At 72.1% G+C, this 21050-nt stretch carries 1 protein-coding gene; it reads right to left on the bottom strand.

All coding sequences use genetic code 11. The features are described from left to right. Window positions 1-144: 144 nt before the first annotated feature. Complete coding sequence (locus OCS65_RS10410) at window positions 145-20934, bottom strand: non-ribosomal peptide synthase/polyketide synthase (RefSeq protein ID WP_263510136.1); 20790 nt, start codon at window positions 20932-20934, stop codon at window positions 145-147. Window positions 20935-21050: the final 116 nt, after the last annotated feature.

The raw sequence follows: 21050 nt of genomic DNA, 5'->3' as shown, positions 1-21050 counted from the left end.
CTACTTCATCCTCCGATACCTCTGCGTGTCGCACACAGTCGTGCGCGCTCCGTCGACCCCGCGGCCACCTCGGTGCCCACGGGGTCGGACGACAGTCGATGTTCGATTATCCCGGTCGGACCGACAGCAAACGAAGCGCCCAGGTCAGAGCCCCCTACCGGTGATCTCGTCGGCCGCCGCGAGCACGGATCGGACCAGTTCGGCGAACCCGTCGGCGCCCAGCGCGGGCAGGACGCCGGGGATGAGGGTGTTCAACACCACGGGCACGAGCGCCTCCGCGGTGAGTGCCCCGCCCGTCGCGGTCGCCGTCGCGGCCAGTTTCTGCGCGAACTCCCCGAAGGTGACGTCCCGGCCGCCGTGGCTGAGCGCCACCGTGTCGGGGGCGGTCTCGGCGGCGGCGGCGACCAGGTCCGGCAGGTCCGCCACGGTCCGGGGCTTGCGCGGCGCGGCCACGCGGGCCCGTTCGGCCTCGGTGAGGATGTCGATCGCGCGCAGCCGCACCTGGGGGTCCGACGTCACCGCGTCCAGGACGCGGGTGAACCGCTCGGCGAACAGCTCGACCGTCTCCCGGTCGAACAGCGCGGTCGCGTAGGTGAAGATCACGTCGAGGCCGCCGAGGCCACCGCCGGGCGCGAACTGCTCGACGAAGGTGCACTGCAGGTCGAACTTCGCCTGATGGGCACCCGCCTCGAGCGGGGTGACCGCCAGTCCGGGCAGCTCCAGCGTTCCGGTCTCGATGTTCTGGAACGTGAGCATCACCTGGAACAGCGGCGTGTACGAGCTCGACCGCTTACGGCCGACGGCGTCGACGAGCCGCTCGAACGGCACGTCGGCGTTGCCGAACGCCGCCAGGTCCTTCTCCTTCGCCTGGGCGAGCAGGTCGGCAAACGTGTCCCCGCCGGCCACGCGGGTGCGCAGCACCAGCGTGTTGACGAACATGCCCACCAGGTCGTCGAGAGCTTCCTCGGCGCGGCCGGCGGTCGGGGTACCGACCGCGACGTCCTCGGCGGACGCGAGCCGCGACAGGAGCACCGCGAGGGCGGCGTGCACGACCATGAACACCGTCGCGTTGTGTTCGCGGGCGGTCTTCTCGATGCGCTGCGCGAGCGCCTCACCGATGGTGAACGCCACCGCGTCGCCCTGGGTCGACTGCCGCGCCGGCCGCGGCCGATCGGTCGGCAGCGCGAGCAGCTCGGGGCTGCCGGCCAGCTCGGCGGTCCAGTACCCGAGCTGGCGGGACAGCTCGCTGTCCGGGTCGTCCGGGTCGCCGAGCACCCGCTGCTGCCACAGCGTGTAGTCGGCGTACTGGACCGGCAGCTCCGCCCATCCGGGCACCTGGGCCTCGGCGCGGGCGGCGTACGCGACCATCACGTCGCGCACGAGCGGCCGCATCGAGTAGCCGTCGGCGCTGATGTGGTGGGCCACCAGGGCGAGCACGTGCTCGTCGTCGGCGACGCGGAACAATCGCGCCCGCACCGGCGGGGTCGGTGCCGTCACGTCGAAGCCGGCGCCGAGGACGCCGGTGAGCCGGTCGACGATCTCGCTCTCGGGCACGGGCACCGGGGACAGGTCCGGCAGCGCCTGCGCCGTCGGGAGCACCACCTGGACCGGGCCGTCCTCCGTGTCCGGGTACACCGTGCGCAGCACCTCGTGCCGGGCGATCACGTCGGCGACGGCGGCGCGCAACGCGTCGACGTCGAGGGAGCCGCTGAGCCGCACCGCGACGGGGATGTTGTAGGCCCCCGATCCCGGATCCACCTGGTTGAGGGTCCACATCCGCTGCTGCGCGAGCGAGAGCGGAACCCGGTCGGGCCGCGGCTCCGGCACCAGCGGCGGCCGGGCGCCGCGGCCGACGGACGGCTGGATCCGCCCCGCCAGCGCCGCGACGGTCGACGCCTCGAACACGGTCCGCACCGACACCCGGGTGTCGAGCGCGGCGCCGAGCCGGGAGGCCAGCTGCGTCGCGAGCAGGGAGTTGCCGCCGAGCTCGAAGAAGTCGTCGTCGAGGCCGGCGCGTTCGATGCCGAGAACCTCGGCGAGGATGCCGGCGACGATCTCCTCCACCGGGGTGGTGGGGGCCCGGAACTGCCCGGCCTCGAACTCCGGTTCGGGCAGTGCCCTGCGGTCGAGCTTGCCGTTGGTGTTCAGCGGCAGTGCCTCGAGGACGACGAACACCGACGGCACCATGTACGACGGAAGCGCCTGCGCCAGCGCGGTCTTCGTCGCGGCGGCGTCGAGTTCGGCACCACCGGCCGGAACCACGTAGGCCACCAGCCGATCTCCGACGTGCGGGTCGTTGCGGACGAGGACGGCGACGTCCCGCACCTCGGCGCGGGCGCGCAGCACCGACTCGATCTCACCGAGTTCGATGCGGTAGCCGCGCACCTTGACCTGGAAGTCGGCGCGGTCGCGGTAGACCAGTTCGCCGCCGCGGTTCCAGTGCACGATGTCGCCCGTGCGGTACATCCGGCCCCCGCCGAACGGGTCGGCGACGAACCGGTCGGCGGTCAGGTCGGGACGGCCGTGGTAGCCGCGCGCCAGCTGGGCACCGGCCAGGTACAGCTCGCCGGCGACCCCGACCGGCACCGGACGCAGGCGCGCGTCGAGCACGTGGACCCGGGTGTTCCACTCGGGCACACCGATCGGCACGACCGTGGTGTCGGCGTCGTCGGTCTCGTGCACGGTGACGGACACGGCGGCCTCGGTCGGCCCGTACAGGTTGAACAGGACCGCCGCGTTGTCCGCGCGGAACTGCTGCGCGGTGGCCGCCGGCAGCGCCTCGCCGATGGCGAGCACGCGGCGCAGCGACGATGCGACCTCCCCGCCTGCGGCGGTCATGAGCATCGAGAGCATCGACGGCACCGAGTGCAGCGTGGTGACGCGCTCGTCGCGCAGCAGCCGCAGCAGGTAGTCGGGATCGCGGTGCCCGTCGGCGGTGGCGATCACCAGGCGCGCGCCGGAGGTGAGCGCCGACCAGAACTCCCACACCGACAGGTCGAACGTGGCGACGGTCTTGAGCAGCACCGCGTCGTCCGGTCCGAGGTCGAACGCGTCCCGCTTCCACAGCATCTGGTTGACGACGGCGGAGTGCGGAACCGCCACCCCCTTGGGCCGGCCCGTCGACCCGGACGTGAAGATCACGTACGCGGTGTTCGCGGCGCGCAGCGGCGCGCGGCGCTCCGCCGCCGTCACCGGCGCGTCCGGCAGCCCGGACAGGTCCACGCGGTCGAGTTCGACCACCGGCACGCCGGGCACGTCGAACCGGTCCGCCGCGACCGTGACCACACAGGTGGGGGCGGCGGTGTCGAGGATGTAGGCGTTGCGCTCGGCCGGCTGATCCGGATCGAGGGGCACATACGCGGCGCCGGCCGTGGCGATCGCGTACATGCCGACCACGAGTTCCGGCGACCGTCGCGCGACGAGCGCCACCCGATCCTCCGGGCCCACGCCCAGGGCGATCAGGTGCCGGGCGAGGCGGTGGACTCGGGCGCCGAACTCGCCGTACGTGACGGCAACGCCCTCGTACACCAGTGCGACCGCGCCGGGATCCCGGCGCACCTGCTCGTCGAACAGGTCGACGAGCGTTGCGGCCGTGCCGGTCTCGTGGACGGTGTCGTTCCACGCCGTCAGGACGTCGTGCTGTTCGCGCGCGAGCAGCAACGGGTGGTCACCCACCGGCACGTCCGGCGCCTGCACGAGTGCACGGAGCAACTGCTGGAAGCGCTCGGCCACGGCACGGGCGGTGGACTCGTCGAACAGGTCGGTGGCGAACGTCAGGATCGCGTCCATCCCCGACGGGGCGCCCTGCTCGTCGTACCGGTCGCTGACGATCAGGTGCAGGTCGAACTGCGACGTGCCGCCCTCGAGGTCGATCGGCGCGACGGTCAGGCCCGCCAGTTCCAGTGCGGTGCGCTGCTGGTTCTGGAACGAGAAGCCCACCTGGAACAACGGGTGCCGCGCGGTCGAGCGAGCCGGGTTGAGCACCTCCACGAGCCGCTCGAACGGCACGTCCGCATGCGCGAACGCCTGCAGGTCGGTTTCGCGGGCCGCCGCGAGCAGTTCGTCGAACGAGCGGCCGCCGTCGACGGAGAGCCGGAAGACCAGCGTGTTGACGAACATGCCGATCAGGTTCTCGACGGCGGCCTCGCCGCGGCCGGCGATGGGCGTGCCCACCGCGATGTCGGCGGATCCGGACAGGCGGGCGAGCAGCGTGGCGAACGCGGCGTGCATCGCCATGAACACGGTCGCGTTGCGGGCGCGGGCGAGATCGCGCAACGCGGCGTGCACGTCCGCGTCCACGGTGAACTCGACCCGGTCGCCGCGGAACGACTGCTGCGCCGGACGCGGCCGGTCGGTGGGCAGGTCGAGCTGGTCCGGCAGGTCGGCGAGCGCGGTCCGCCAGTGGTCGAGCTGCCGGGCGGCGAGCGACTCGGGGTCGTCCTCGGAGCCGAGCAGTTCCCGCTGCCACAGCGCGTAGTCCGCGTACTGCAGCTCGAGCGGCGCCCACGCCGGTTCGGTGCCGGCGGCCCGGGCGGCGTACGCGGTCATCACGTCGCGGGCCATCGGGACCATCGACGAGCCGTCGGCGGCGATGTGGTGCACCACGGTGACCAGGACGTATTCGGCGGGCGCGAGGCGCAACAGCGCGATCCGCAGCGGGATCTCGCGGGTGACGTCGAAGCCGGTCGACGCGAGTGCGCGCAGCCGCGACTCCAGCTCGGCCGCCGGGACGTCGACCGGCTCGAGACCGATCGGCACCGCGGTGGCGGGCCGGATCTCCTGCACCGGACCGGAGTTCGTCTCCGGGTACACGGTCCGCAGCGTCTCGTGGCGGGCCACCAGGTCGGCCACGGCGGCGCGCAGCGCGGCGACGTCGAGGTCACCGGTCAGCCGCAGGGCCATCGGGATGTTGTAGGCCGTCGACTCCGGGTCGAAGCGGTTGAGGAACCACATGCGCTGCTGCGCCGGCGAGAGCGGGATGCGTTCCGGACGCGTCCGCGCCGTCAGCGGCACCCGGCCGCCGCCGGTGGCGTCCTGCTCGACCCGCGCCGCGAGCGCGGCGACGGTCGACGCCTCGAACAGGGTCCGCACCGGAACCTGCGTGTCGAGCGCCGCCCCGAGCCGCGAGACGACCTGCGTGGCGATCAGCGAGTTGCCGCCGAGCTCGAAGAAGTCGTCGTCCGCACCCACCCGCTCGACGCCGAGCACCTCGGCGAACGTGCCGGCGACGATCTCCTCGACCGGGGTCGACGGCGCCCGGAAGACCCGGGTCTCGAACACCGGTTCCGGCAGCGCCCGGCGGTCGAGCTTGCCGTTGACCGTCAACGGAATCGCGTCGATCACCACGAACGCCGACGGCACCATGTACTCCGGCACCAGCGCGCCCACCCCGGCGCGCAGTTCCTCGACGTCGACGGTCGCGCCGTCCGCCGGCACCACGTACGCGACGATCCGCGCCGCCCCGGGGGCGTCCTCGCGCACGATCACCGCGGCCTGCCCGACCGGCTGCTGGGCCAGCACGGCCGACTCGACCTCGCCGAGCTCGATCCGGAAGCCACGGATCTTGACCTGGTCGTCCGCGCGGCCGAGGTACTCGAGGTCACCCGAGACCGCCCAGCGCGCCACATCGCCGGTGCGATAGAGCAATCCGCCGTCGGCGGAGAACGGATCGGCCACGAACCGGGCCGCGGACAGGTCCGGACGGCCCAGGTATCCGCGGGCCAGCTGCCCGCCGCCGACGTACATCTCACCGGCCACGCCCACCGGGACGGGGTTGAGACGGGTGTCGAGGACGTAGACCCGCAGGCCCGCGATCGGCACGCCCACGATGCTCGCCGAACCGGCCTCGGCCAGGTCCGCACCGATCTCCCGGTACGACACGTGCACCGTGGTCTCGGTGATGCCGTACATGTTCACCAGCCGCGGCGAGGTGTCCCCGTGCCGGGCGAACCAGCCCTCCAGGCGGCGCGGCTCGAGCGCCTCACCACCGAAGATCACGTACCGCAGGGCCAGCTCGCCACCGGTCCCGCCGGCCGTGCGGTCCGCCTCGGCGAGCTGGTAGAACGCCGACGGCGTCTGATTCAGCACCGTCACACCCTCGCGAACGAGCAACTCGCGGAACGCCTCCGGCGAGCGCGAGGTGAACCAGTCCACGACGACGAGGGTGCCGCCGTACAGCAGCGGACCCCACAGCTCCCACACCGAGAAGTCGAACGCGTACGAGTGGAACATCGTCCACACGTCCGACGGGCCGAAACCATAGACCGACTCGGTGTTGACCATCAGCCGCACCACGTTCCGGTGCGGGATCAGCACGCCCTTCGGCCGGCCCGTGGACCCGGAGGTGTAGATGACGTACGCGAGGTTCGTGGCGTCGAGCGGCGCGGTGCGCTCCTCGTCGCGGATCGGCGCGTCGTCCACCCCCGACAGGTCGACGGTGTCGAGCTCGACCACCGGCACCGCGGTGGGCACGTCGACCCCCGTGCCGGAGAGGGTGAGCACCGCGGCCGGCGCGGCGTCGGTGAGCATGAACTCGATCCGGTCGGCCGGGTAGTTCGGGTCCACCGGCAGATACCCGCCGCCGGCCTCGAGCACCGCGACGAGCGCGACCACCAGATCCAGTGACCGCGGCAGCGCGACCGCCACGAGCGACTCCGGACCCACACCCACGGAGATCAGGTGCCGGGCCAGTCGCCGCGCCCGGGAGGCGAACTCGGCGTAGGTGAGCGCCTCGTCGCCGAACCGCACCGCGATGTCGCCGGGTGCGGCGGCGACGCGCGCCTCGAACATGTCCACCAGCGTCACGTCCGCCGGGGCGACGTCGTCGCCCAGCGAGTTCCACCGGGAGACCACGAGCTCGCGCTCGAACTCGTCGACGATCTCGATGTCACCGACCGCGACCGACGCGTCGGCCGCCACGGCCCGCAGGATCCGCAGCAGCTGCTCGGCGAACGCGGCGACCCGCAGCTCGTCGAACAGGTCGGTGGCGTAGGTCACGGCGGCATCGATGCCGGCGGCCGAGCCGTCCGGGGCCACCTGCTCCGAGAAGGTGAACTGCAGATCGAACTTCGCCGTGGGCGGGTCGTAGTCGAGCGCCTCCAGAGCGAGGCCGTCGAGTTCGAACTCGGCCTGTCCGATGTTCTGGAAGGTCAGCGCCACCTGGAACAGCGGGTGCCGGGCCTGGGAGCGTTCCGGATCGAGGATCTCCACCAGCCGTTCGAACGGCACGTCCGCGTGCGCGAAGGCATCGAGGTCGTTCTCGCGCACCGCGCTCAGCAGGTCCGCGAAGGACTGCCCGCCCCGCACGTCGGTGCGCAGGACGAGGGTGTTGACGAACATGCCGACGAGGTCGTCGAGGGCGGCCTCGCCGCGGCCGGCGACCGGCGTGCCGATCGCGATGTCCTCGGTCGCGGACAACCGGGCCAGCAGCACCGCGAGCGCCGCGTGCACGACCATGAACAGCGACGTGTTCTTCTCGTGCGCGAGGTTCTGCAGGCGGTCGTGGAGCGCCTCCTCGACGCGGAAGCGGCTGGTGCGGCCGTGCCCGGAGGCCCGCTCGGGACGGACACGATCGGAGGGCAGGTCGAGCTGGTCGGGCAGGGCGGCGAGGGTGCGCTTCCAGAACTCCACCTGCTCGGCGGCCACGGATCCCGGTTCGTCCTCGGAGCCGAGCACGTCGCGCTGCCACAGGGCGTAGTCCGCGTACTGGATCTCGAGCGGTGCCCAGCCGGGCAGCTCACCGCGGGTGCGGGCCGCGTAGGCGACCATCACGTCGCGGGCGAGCGGACGCACCGAGAACCCGTCCGTGGCGATGTGATGGGCGACGAACAGCAGCACATGCTCGGTCCGGCTCAGCTCGAAGACCACCGCGCGGAAGGGCACCTCGGTGGTGACGTCGAATCCGCGCGTCACCAGTTCGCGGGCGCGGTCCGGCAGGGCCTGCGCGTCGATGCGTTCGATCACGAGCCGCACCGGGGACTCCGGCAGGATCTGCTGGTAGCCGGTGCCGTCCACGTCGGGGTAGACGGTGCGCAGCACCTCGTGGCGCTCGGTCAGGTCCCGTATCGCCCCGCGCAGCGCGGGCACGTCGAGGGCGCCGGTGAAGCGCACGCCGATCGGCACGTTGTTCACCGCCGACTCGGGGTCGAAGCGGTTGAGGAACCACATGCGCTGCTGCGCCGGCGAGAGCGGGATGCGCTCGGGCCGCTCGTACGGGACCAGCGGCGTGCGGCGGCCGGCGCCGGCCTCCTGCTCGGCCCGCACCGCGAGGGCCTCGACGGTCGGGGCATCGAACAGGGCCCGCACCGGGATCGACGCGTCGAGCGCCTCGCTGAGGCGGGCCGCGACCTGCGTCGCGACGAGCGAGTTGCCGCCGAGGTCGAAGAAGTCGTCGTCGCGGCCGACCCGCGGCACGCCCAGTACCTGGGCGAACACGCCCGCGACGATCTCCTCGACCGGGGTCCGCGGCGGGGTGAAGGTGCGCACCTCGAAGGTGGGGGCCGGCAGCGCGCGCCGGTCGATCTTGCCGCTGGCGTTCAGCGGGAAAGCGTCCAGTGCGACGAACGCGGAGGGCACCATGTACGACGGCAGCGTGGCCGCGAGCGCGTCCTTCGCCTTCGCGGGATCGAACTCCGCACCCGGCTCGGGGACGACGTAGCCGACCAGCTGCGGCCCGAAGCGCGGGTCCTCGCGCACCACGGCGACGGCCTGGCGCACCTCGTCGAGGGCGGCGAGCTGCGACTCGACCTCCCCGAGTTCGATGCGCAGCCCGCGTAGCTTGACCTGCAGGTCCGTGCGGCCCAGGTAGTCGAGCTCGCCCGCGGCGGTCCACCGCGCGAGGTCGCCGGTGCGGTACATCCGCTCGCCGGCGGCCCAGGGGTTCGCGACGAACCGCTCGGCCGTCAGATCCGCGCGGCCGTGATAGCCGCGGGCCAGCTGGACACCGGTGAGATAGAGCTCGCCGGCGACGCCGACGGGCACGGGGTGCAACCGTTCGTCGAGCACGAGCGCGTCGGTGTTCCACACCGGCGTACCGATCGGCACCGCCCCGGCGTCGTCGGCACCCGCCGTGCGGTGGACGGTCTGGATCGTCGTCTCGGTGGGTCCGTACAGGTTGTGGACGGGCGCGTCGTTCAGTGCGCGGAACCGTGCGACGGTTTCGGCCGGAAGGCTCTCGCCGCCGCAGAAGACCTGGGTCAGGGACGCGGCGGTCGTCCGGTCGAGGTGTTCGAGGACCGCGTCGAAGACGGCGGGCACGAACTGGGCCACCGTGACGGCGTGACGCGCGATCGCCGCCGCCATTCCGGCGGGGTCGCGGTGCAGGTCGGGCGCACCCACCACGATCCGCGCCCCCACCAGCGGGGGCAGGAAGATCTCCCACACCGAGGCGTCGAAGGTGGCGGGGGTCTTGAGCAGCAGGACGTCGCCGGCCGTCGGGCCGAACCGGTCCCGCATCCACAGCAACTGGTTGACCACGGCGGCGTGCGGCACGGCCACGCCCTTCGGCCGACCGGTGGAGCCGGACGTGTAGAGCACGTACGCGAGATGCTGCGGCCGCAGCGGCGCGAGCCGGTCGGCGTCGGTCAGCGGCGCGTCGCCGTACGGCGCGGTGTCGGCCTCGTCGAGCGCCACGACCGGCACCGCGTCCGCACCGGGCAGGTGGTCCCGCCCGGACCTGGTGAGAACCAGGACGGGCGAGGCGGATTCGAGGACGTACGTGATCCGGTCCGCCGGCTGGTCCGGGTCGAGCGGGACGTAAGCGGCCCCGGCGGCGAGGACCGCGTGGATCGCCACGAGCATCTCCGTGGAGCGGCCGGCGGCCACCGCGACCACCGTGTCCGGTCCCGCGCCGCGCGCGACGAGATACCGCGCCAGCGCGTTGACCCGGGAGCCGAACTCGCGGTAGGTCAGCGCCGACTCACCCGACTCGATCGCCACGGCGTCGGGGGTGCGGGCCGCCTGCTGGGCGAGGAGATCGACCAGCGTGGCCCCGCAGTCGAGCGTGCGGCGGGGCCCCCGCGCGAGCTGCTCGACCGCGTCGAGTTCCGCGCCCGGCAGCATCGGCAGGTCGCCGACCGGCACGTCGGGCTGCTCGGTCACCAGCCGCAGCAGCCGGACGAACCGGTCGCCGACGGCGGCCACGGTCGGGGCGTCGAACAGGTCGGTGGCGTAGGAGATCTCGACGGCGAGGTCGCCCGCGTCGGTGCCGGCCGCCTGACCCTCGAGGATCGTGACCATGAGGTCGAACTTCGACACGCCCGCGTCGAGGGGCAGCTGCGCGACGGACAGCCCCGGCAGTTCCAGGGCCACGTCGCCGATGTTCTGGAACGCCAGCATGACCTGGAACAGCGGAGTCCGGGCCTGGGTGCGTTCCGGCGCGAGCACGTCCACGAGACGCTCGAACGGCACCTCGGCGTGCGCGAAGGCCCCGAGGTCGACCTCGCGCACCCGGGCGAGCAGTTCGGCGAAGGTGTCGGCCGTGTCCACCTCGGTGCGCAGCACCAGGGTGTTGACGAACATGCCGATCAGATTGTCGAGCGAGCGTTCCCCGCGGCCGGCCACCGGGGTGCCGACGGCGATGTCCCGGGACGTGCCGAGGCGGGCCAGCAGCAGCGCCAGGGTCGCGTGGACCACCATGAACACCGTCGCGCGCTGTTCCCCGGCGAGCCGGCCGAGCGCGGCGTGCAGCGACTCGTCGATGGTGAGGCGATGTGTCGCACCACGATTCGTCGCGACCGCGGGCCGCGGCCGGTCGGTCGGCAGGTCGAGCCCGTCCGGCAATCCGTCGAGCGCCTGCTTCCAGTACTCGAGCTGACGGGTGACGACGGAGTCCGGGTCGCCCTCGGAGCCGAGCACGTCGCGCTGCCACAGGGTGTAGTCGGCGTACTGGATCTCCAGCGGCTCCCAGGCGGGCTCGTTGCCGAGCGACCGGGCCGCGTAGGCGACCATGATGTCGCGGGTGAGCGGCCCCATCGAGAAGCCGTCGCCGGCGATATGGTGCATGACCGCGACGAGCACGTGCTCCTCGGGACTCAGGCACAGCAGGCGCACGACGATCGGGACGTCGGTGGACACGTCGAAGTGGGTGGCCGCCAGCGCCCGCAGCTCGCCGGGGAGCTGCGCCGGCTCGATCCGCACGGGCTCGAGCGAGACGCGAACCTCGGACGGGGCGAGCACCTTCTGGTAGCCGTACCCGTCGAGGTCGGGGTAGACGGTGCGCAGCGACTCGTGGCGGGCGAGGACGTCACACACCGCTTCCTCGAGCGCCGGGACGTCGAGCCGGCCGGACATGCGGACGGCGACGGGGATGTTGTTCGCCGTCGAGTCGGGATCGAACCGGTTGAGGAACCACATGCGCTGCTGGGCCAGCGACAGCGGCACCCGCTCGGGCCGGGGCTGCGGCACCAGCGGGGCCCGTCGCGCCGGGCCGTCGTGACCGTCGATCCGGGCGGCCAACGTCTCGACGGTCGAGTTCTCGAACAGCAGCCGCAGCGGCACCGACGCATCGAGCGCCGCACCGATCCGCGAGACCACCTGCGTGGCGATCAGCGAGTTGCCGCCGAGGGCGAAGAAGTCGTCGTCGAGGCCCACCCGGTCGAGACCGAGCACCTCGGCGAACACACCCGCCACGATCTCCTCCACCGGAGTCGTCGCGGCCCGGAACGCCTTGACCTCGAACACCGGCTCCGGCAACGCCTTACGGTCCAGCTTGCCCGACGCGTTCAGCGGCAGCGCGTCCAGTTCCACGAACGCCGACGGCACCATGTACGACGGGAGCATCTGCCCCACCGCCGACCGGGCCGCGCCCTCGTCGAACACGGCACCGGCGGCCGGCACGACGTACCCCACCAGCTGATCCGACCGGACCAGTACCACTGCCTGCTCCACCGCCGGCACGTGCAGCAGCGCCGCCTCGATCTCGCCCAGCTCGATGCGCAGGCCGCGCAGCTTGACCTGGAAGTCCGTGCGCCCGATGTACTCGAGTTCCCCGCCCTCGGTCCACGTCACCAGGTCGCCCGTGCGGTACAACCGCTCCCCGGGCGCGCCGAACGGCGACGCGACGAACCGGTCGGCCGTCAGGTCCGCCCGACCGACGTAGCCGCGGGCCAGCTGCACCCCCGCCAGGTACAGCTCCCCGGCCACCCCCACCGGGACCGGGCGCAGCCGGGCGTCGAGCACAAACACCCGCGTGTTCCACACCGGCGCACCGATCGGCACCGACACCACGTCCGCGTCGGTCACCTCGTGGAACGTCACGTCCACCGCGGCCTCGGTCGGCCCGTACAGGTTGTGCACGCTCACACCCGGCAGCACCGACCGCACCCGGGCGGCGACGGCGGCGGCGAGGGCCTCACCCGACGCGAAGACGTACCGCAACGACGAGATCCCGCCGACCGCGGACTCCGCGACGAACACCGCCAGCATCGACGGCACGAAGTGCGCGACCGTCACCGACCGTGCGCGCATGACCGCAGCGAGATACCCCGGGTCACGATGGCCGTCCGGCGCCGCCACCACCAGCCGCGCCCCGACCTGCAACGGCCAGAAGAACTCCCACACCGACACATCGAACGTGAACGGCGTCTTCTGCAACACCACATCCTCGGCGGTCAGCCCGTACCGCCCCTGCATCCACACCAGACGATTGACGATCGCCGCATGCGAGACGCCCACGCCCTTGGGCCGGCCCGTCGACCCCGACGTGAAGATCACATACGCCGTGTTCGACGGCCGCAACGGCGCCGTCCGGTCCGCATCGGTCAACGGCGCATCCGACAGCGCCGCGACGTCCACCGCGTCGACCGCCAGCACACGCACCGACGACTCCGCCGGCGCCTCGAACCCGTCCCGCGTCGTGGTCAGCACCACCACCGGTTCCGCCACCTCGAGGATGTAGCCGTTGCGCTCCGCCGGCTGATCCGGATCCACCGGCACATACCCGCCCCCGGCCTCCACGATCGCGTACATCCCCACCAGCAGATCCACCGACCGGCGCATCGCCAACCCCACCAGCGACTCCGGCCCCACCCCCACCGACACCAGATGCCGCGCCAACCGGCGCACCCGCCCGGCGAACTCGCCGTACGTCAACGACTCGTCCCCGAACACCACCGCCACCGCCTCCGGCGACCGGCGCACCCGCTCCTCGAACAACCCCACCAACGTCACCGACGGCACCGGAAGTGCCGTGTCGTTCCACACCTCGAGCACCCGCGACCGCTCCACCGGCTCGAGGATCTCCAGGTCGCCCACCGCCACCGACGGATCCGCCACCACCTCCTCGAGCACCCGCACGAACCGCGCCGCGAACCCCGCCACCGTCGACGCATCGAACAAATCCGTCGCATAGGTGATCTCGGCGACGAGCCCGTCGGCGCGGCCGTCGTCCGAGGACTCGGACAGCGTCAGCTGCAGGTCGAACTTCGCCACCGAGGTATCGATGGCCTGCGTCTCCAGGACGAGACGGGGCAGCTCCACGTGGGTCGATCCGAGATTCTGGAAGGCCAGCATGACCTGGAACAGCGGATGCCGCGCCGTCGACCGGGCGGGATTGAGCACCTCCACCAGCCGCTCGAACGGCACGTCCGCGTGCGCGAACGCCCCGAGCGCCGCCTCGCGGGCCCGGGCGAGCTGCTCGGTGAACGGCCGGTTCGGGTCCACCTGGGTGCGCAGCACCAGGGTGTTGACGAACATGCCGACCACGTTGTCGAGTTCCTGCTCGCCGCGGCCGGCCACCGGGGTGCCGATGGCGATGTCGTCGGTGCCCGACAACCGCGCCAGCAGCACCGACAGCGCCGCGTGCACCACCATGAACAGGGTGGTGCCCTGCCGGCGCGCGACCTCGTCGAGCGCGGAGTGGATCTCGGAGGACACGACGAATCGTTCGGTCCCGCCGCGGAACGACTGCCGTGCCGGCCGGGGCCGGTCCGACGGCAGGTCGAGCTGGTCGGGCAGCCCGGCGAGGGTGTTGCGCCAGTACGCGAGCTGATCGGCGATCAACGACTCCGGGTCGCCCTCGGAGCCGAGCAGTTCGTGCTGCCACAGCGTGTAGTCCGCGTACTGCACCGGCAGCGGCGGCCACGCGGGGCGCTCCCACTCGATGCGCGCGGCGTAGGCGGCCATGACGTCGCGCGCGACCGGTCCCATCGACCAGCCGTCGGCGGAGATGTGGTGCATGACGATCGCGAGCACGTGCTCGGTCGGGCCGATCTCGAACAGGTGGGCCCGGATGGGCACTTCGCGGGTCACGTCGAACCCGGTGGATGCCAGCGCCGAGATCTCCTGCTGCAGATCCTCTTCCGTGATCAACGTGGGCGTCAGGTTGGGCACCGCAGTGGCGGCGTCCGTGACGACCTGCATCGGCCCGTCCGGCCCTTCCGGGTAGACGGTGCGAAGCGACTCGTGCCGGTCGATGACGTCCATGATCGCGACCTGCAGCGCGGTGATGTCGAGCTCACCGGACAGCCGCAGGGCGAAGGGCAGGTTGTAGGTGGCCGACTCGGGCTCGAATCGGTTGAGGAACCACATGCGCTGCTGGGCCAGGGACAGTGGGATCCGGTCGGGGCGCGGCCGGGCCACGAGCGGGATGCGACGACCGGCGCCGGCCCGGTGTTCGACCCGCGCGGCCAGCGCGACGACGGTCGACGCCTCGAACAGCAGGCGCACGGGCACCTGGGTGTCGAGGGCCGCGCCGAGCCGGGACACGAGTTGTGTCGCGACGAGCGAGTTGCCGCCGAGTTCGAAGAAGTCGTCGTCCAGTCCGACGCGGTCGATACCGAGGACGTCCTCGAACGTGCCCGCGACGATCTCCTCGATCGGCGTGGTGGGGGCGCGGAAGGTCCGCGCCTCGAACACCGGCTCGGGCAGTGCCTTGCGGTCCACCTTCCCGTTCGGGGTGAGGGGGACGATGTCGAGGACGACGCACACCGAGGGGACCATGTAGGACGGCAGGAATCCGGCGACGTACTCGGTGAGTTCGTCGCTGTCGAGGCCGGCCTCGCCGTGGACATAGGTGACGAGAGTGGTCTGGCCCGAGGGCGTCTCGTGCCCGATCGTGGTGGCGAAGTCGACGGCGGGGTGGGACAGGAAGGCGGCGTCGATCTCACCGAGCTCGATGCGGTAACCGCGGACCTTGACCTGGAAGTCGGTCCGTCCGGCGTACACCAGCCGGCCCTCGTCGTCCCACCGCACGACGTCCCCGGTGCGGTACATGCGCTCGCCCGGCGCGCCGAACGGGGAGGCGACGAAGCGGTCCGCCGTCAGCGCCGGTCGCCGGTGGTAGCCACGGGCGAGGGCGTCCCCGGTCAGGTACAGCTCGCCGGACACGCCGACCGGGACGGGGTGCAGACGCGGGTCGAGCACCAGGGCACCGACGCCGGCGACGGGCGTGCCGATGGTGATGGGCTCCCCGGGGCGCAGTTCGCCACGGGTGGTGACGATCGTGGTCTCGGTGGGGCCGTACGCATTGAAGTAGCGGCGGCCCGGAGACCAGCGGGCGACCAGGTCGCCGGTGGAGACGTCGCCGCCGACGTTGAGGACGCGCAACGTGTCGAGGTCGCGGGGGTCGACCGAACCGAGCACGGCGGGAGTGATGACGGCGTGGGTCACCCCGTGCGCCTTGATCAGGTCGTGCAGTTCGGTGCCGCCCAGCACGTTCGCGGGGGTCACCACGAGCTCGGCGCCGGAGGCGCCGGCCATCAGCCACTCGAGCACCGACGGGTCGAAGCTGGGCGCGCACACGTGCAGCACCCGGGACCGGTCGGTGACGCCGTAGAGTTCGACGCTCTCCTGGACCAGCGCGGCGAGCCCGTGGTGGGTCACGGCGACGCCCTTCGGCAGGCCCGTCGAGCCCGAGGTGTAGATCATGTACGCGACGTGGTCCAGGCGCAGCGAGGCGAGCCGGTCCGCGTCGCGGACGGGCGCGGCGGACGCCCGCGCGATCGCCGCGACGGTCTCGGCGTCGTCCAGGGCGTTCCAGTCGAAGTCCGCGGGCAGCCCCGGCCGGTGCCCGGCGGTGGTCAGGCCGAGCACGGCGCCGGAGTCCCCGACGATGTGCCGGATGCGCTCGATCGGGTGCGCGGGATCGATCGGCACGTACGCGGCGCCGGTCTTGGCTACGGCCCACACGCAGTGCACCATCTCCGCCGAACGCGGGAATGCCAGTGCCACAATTGTTTCGGGACCGACGCCACTGTCGATGAGGACGCGCGCGAGACGATTGGACCACTCGTCGAGCTCGCGGTAGGTGAGAGCGGAGTCGCCGCACCGGACGGCGACCGTGTCGGGAGCGAGATCCGCACCGGCCGTGAGCAACTCGACGAGCGGCCGCTCGCTGCGGTGGAGCCCGGGACCACGGACCGAGGCGAGCCGCGCCGACTCCTCGGGCGCAAGGATGTCGATGTCACCGACGGGCGTGGCAGCGTCGGCGACGATCGCCTCGAGGATCCGCACGAAACGCTGCCCGAAGACGTCGACGGTGTCGGCGTCGAACAGGTCGGTCGCGTACTCGAACACGGCGTCGACACCGGCCGGGCGGCCCGCGTCGTCGGTGCGCTCGACGAGCCACAGCTGCAGGTCGAACTTCGCGATCGGTACGTCCAGCTCGGCCGCGGTGGCGCGCACGCCGGAGAACGAGATGTCGCGCGTGCCCGGAGATTCCACGGCGAGCGCGGCCTGGAACAGCGGGTGACGGGCCGTGGAACGGGGCGGCTTGAGGACCTCCACGAGCCGCTCGAACGGGACGTCCGCGTTGGAGAAGGCGCTCAGGTCGGAGTCGCGGACCCGGTCGAGGAGTTCCTCGAAGCGCGCCCCCGGATCGACCCGGGTGCGCAGCACCAGCGTGTTGACGAACATGCCGATCAGGTCGTCGAGGAGACGATCGCCGCGGCCGGCGACGACGCTGCCGACGGTGATGTCGTCGGATCCGCTCAGCCTCGACAGGAGCACGGCGTAGGCGGAGTGCATCACCATGAACAGCGACGCCTGATGCGAGCGGGCCACCTCGGCCAGCCCCCGGTGGGTCTCGGGCGAGATCCCGAAGCGGCGCTTGCCGCCCCGGTAGGAGGCGACCGCCGGGCGGGGCCGGTCCGCGGGCAGGTCGAGCTGATCCGGGATGCCCTCGAGTTCGCGGGTCCAGTAGGCGATCTGCTGCGCAGAGATCGAGTCCGGGTCGGATTCGAGACCGAGCACATCGCGCTGCCACAGCGCGTAGTCGGCGTACTGCACCGGCAGCGGGGACCAGGCCGGTTCGGAGCCGGCGGCCCGCGCCGCGTACGCGGCCACGATGTCGCGCACGAGCGGCTCGAAGGACGATCCGTCCGCGGCGATGTGGTGCAGCACCATCGCCAGGACGAACTCGTCGTCCGCCAGGCGATACAGCGCGATCCGGAACGGCAGGTCGACGGTGACGTCGAATCCGCGCTCGGCCAGCGCCACGACCCGGGCGAGCAGATCGGACGCGGCGACGTCGAGGACGGGCACACGGCTGTCGACGTGTTCGACCGGCAGGATCACCTGCTGCGGTTCGCCGTCGACCGCCGGGTAGACGGTGCGCAGCGTCTCGTGCCGGGCGACGACGTCGCCGAAGGCGGCGTCGAGGGCAGCGGGATCGAGCGGACCGGTCAGCCGCACCGTGAAGGGCAGGTTGTAGGCGGCGGTGCCGACGTCGAACCGGTTGAGGAACCAGATCCGCTGCTGCGCCGTCGAGAGCGGCAGCACGTCCGGCCGCGAGCCCGCCACGAGCGGCCGGCGGGCCCCGGACCCGGACTGGCGCGCCACCCGGGCGGCGAGACCCACGACGGTGGACGACTCGAACAGCACCCGCACCGGCACCTGGGTGTCGAGTGCGGAGCCGATCCGGGACACCAGCTGAGTGGCGACGAGCGAGTTGCCACCGAGTTCGAAGAAGTCGTCGTCGAGGCCCACCTCGGCGACCCCGAGCACCTCGGAGAACGTCTCGGCCACGATCCGTTCGGCGGCGGTGCGCGGCGCCCGGAACATGCGGGCGCTGTTGAACACCGGCTCGGGCAGGGCCTTGCGGTCGAGCTTGCCGCTGGTGTTGAGCGGGAACGCCTCGAGCACCATCAGCGAGGCCGGCACCATGTACGACGGGAGCGCCCGCCCGAGCGCCTCGGTCAGCGCCTCGGTGTCGATCGCGTGCCCGGGGGCGGCGACGAGGTAGCCGACGAGCTGGTCGCCCGTCGCCGTGGGCACCACGAGCACGACGGCCTGCGACACCTCCGGGGCGGCGAGCAGGACCGTCTCGATCTCGCCCAGCTCGATCCGCTGGCCGCGGAACTTGACCTGGAAGTCGGTGCGGCCGATGTAGTCGAGGTATCCGCCACCGTCCGCGCCGAGGCGCCACAGCACGAGGTCGCCGGTGCGGTACATCCGGTCGCCGGGCGCACCGAACGGATCGGCGAGGAACCGGTCGGCGGTGAGGTCGGGGCGGCTCAGGTAACCGCGCGCGAGCTGGACACCGGCGAGATACAGCTCGCCGGGCCGGCCGGGCGGCACAGGGCGCAGCCGGTGGTCGAGGACGTAGGCGCGGCTGTTCCACTGCGGCACGCCGATCGGGACGGTGGTCACGTCCTCGGGTCCGGCGCGGTGGTAGGTGATCGAGACCGCGGCCTCGGTGGGTCCGTAGAGGTTGTGCAGCTGCGCGTTGCACAACTGGGCGAACGCCGCGGCCGTCTCCGCCGGCAGGGCCTCGCCGATCACGAACACGTGCCGCAGCGTGTCGCACGAGCCGGGGCGGGCATTGGCGACGAACACGGTGAGCATCGACGGGACGAAGTCGGTGACGGTGACGCCGTGCTCGGCGATCTTGTCGGCCACGTACATCGGGTCGCGGTGGCCGTCCGGGGTGGCGACGACCAGGGTCGCACCGACGCGCAGCGGCATGAAGAAGCCCCACAGCGACACGTCGAACGTCGTCGCGGTCTTCTGCAGGTACACGTCGGACGCCGACAGCGCGTACTGGTCGTTCATCCATCGGATCTGGTTGTCGATCGCCCGGTGGGTGACGGCGACGCCCTTGGGCCGCCCCGTGGAGCCGGAGGTGAAGATGACGTAGGCGGTGGTGTCGAGGCGCACCGGCGCGAGCCGGTCGGCGTCGGCGAGCGGGCGCGTGTCCAGGCCGGTGAGGTCGAGGCGGTCGATCTCGACCACGTCGAGGCCGGCAGGCAGGTCCACCTCGTCGCGCGCGGTCGTGACCACGCAGACGGGCCGGGCCGTCTCGAGGATGTAGGCGGTCCGGTCCGCGGGATGGTCCGGGTCGATCGGCACCCAGGCGCCGCCGGCCTTGACGATCGCGTACATGCCGACGAGCAGTTCCAGGGAGCGCCGCACCGACAGCCCGACCAGGGACTCGGGTCCCACGCCGCGGGCGACGAGCAGCCGCGCGAGCGCGTTCGCGCGGGCGTCGAACTCGGCGTACGTCAGGCTCTCGCCCTCGTACACGAGGGCCGGGGCGTCCGGTGTGCGCGCCACCTGCTCCTCGAACGCCTCCAGCAGCGTGCGGTGGTCGAGGGGGTGCTCGGTGCGGTTCCACTCGGTGAGCACCTGGGCGGTCTCGGTGCCCGTTCCGAGGGGCAGGTCCCAGACGCGCCGGTCGGGATCGGAGGCGACGAACCGGTCGAAGAACTCCACGAACCGGGAGTGGTGCGCACGGGACTCCTGCGCGCCGTAGAGGTTGGGGTTGGACTCGAAGTCGATGTGGGTGTGCGTGCCGCCGCTCTTGTAGACGTTGACGCCGAGGTCCTCGATGAGACCGGTGGACAGGATGTTGATCCGTCCCACCATGTCGCCGAGGCGGACCTCGTTGTCGAACAGCATGATGTTGATCCACGGCCCGAAGAACGTCGAACGGCCGCCGGCCGCGTTGCCGGCGTCGCGGACGATGTCCTCGTGGCGGTACCGCTGGTGCCGCAGCGCACCGGAGACCGCGGCGGTGGCCGCCTCCACGAGCTGCCGCACGGTGGTGCCGGAGTCCACGTCGAGCCGCAACGGCACCACGTTGGAGACCATGCTGCCGGACCGGCGCAGCACCGCGGTGGTCCGCGCGGCGACGGGCAGGCTGAGCACGACGTCGGTGCGGCCGGTCATCTGGGCCATGTAGGCGGCGAAGGCGGCGATGACCGCGGTCGCGAGGCTGGTGTTCTCGCGTTCGGTGAAGCTGTCGACGAGCCGCTCGACGCGGTCGCCGAGGGCGGCGCTGTCGATCCGGCTGACGGGGGCCGGCGGGGCGGTGCGGCCGGCCAGGCTGGTGGGTTCCTCGATGCCCTCGATGACCGTCGACCAGTACTCGCGGTCGGTGTGGAACCGGGGTGAGTTCCGGTACGCGATCTCGGCCTCGTACACGGTGCGCACGTCCGAGGCCTTGTTGGGGCTGGGCTCGGCGCCTTCGACGGCGGCGGTGTAGAGCTCCGCGATGCGCGTCATGAAGGTGGCGGCACCGAAACCGTCCAGGGCGAGGTGGTGGACGCGGTTGTACCAGAAGTAGCGGCGCTCGCCGATCTGCAGGACGGTGGCCACGATGAGCCGGTCCTTGAGCACGTCGACCGGCGCGCTGCGGTCGGCGCGCATCCATTCGAGCGCGGCCTCGCGAGGGTTCTCCGCCGCCCGCAGGTCGACGAACCCGAGCGGCGCCTCGAGGCTGGGATCGACCAGCTGGTAGGGCTGCGCGTCGACCTCGAGGAAGCGCAGGAAGCCGGACCCCATCTCGAGGGCGGCGCGGGCGCTGGACTCCCGGAGCAGGTCGACATCGAGGTCGCCGACGAGCTCGACGTACTGGGCGATGTTCGCGGGCACGGAAGGATCGACGTGTTGCGCGAACCACATCCCGAGCTGCGCCGGGGAGAGGGGGAAGGCACCGTCCGGCACGTTCGCCGCGTTCGTGTTCGTCGCACCCGATCCGCCGACACCCAGCGAGTCCAAACCCCAACCTCTCTCTCACCGTCGGACGCAGGCCCGACCGTCGCGCCCGGTGGCCCGGGCGAGCACCGTGCTCAGGTATATCTGCAGTTCAGGGGAGGAGCGTTACACGGCGGACA

This window comes from Rhodococcus aetherivorans (assembly GCF_025722975.1).
Classification (GTDB): Bacteria; Actinomycetota; Actinomycetes; order Mycobacteriales; family Mycobacteriaceae; genus Rhodococcus; species Rhodococcus aetherivorans.
This window is presented reverse-complemented; position numbering and strand designations above follow the sequence as displayed.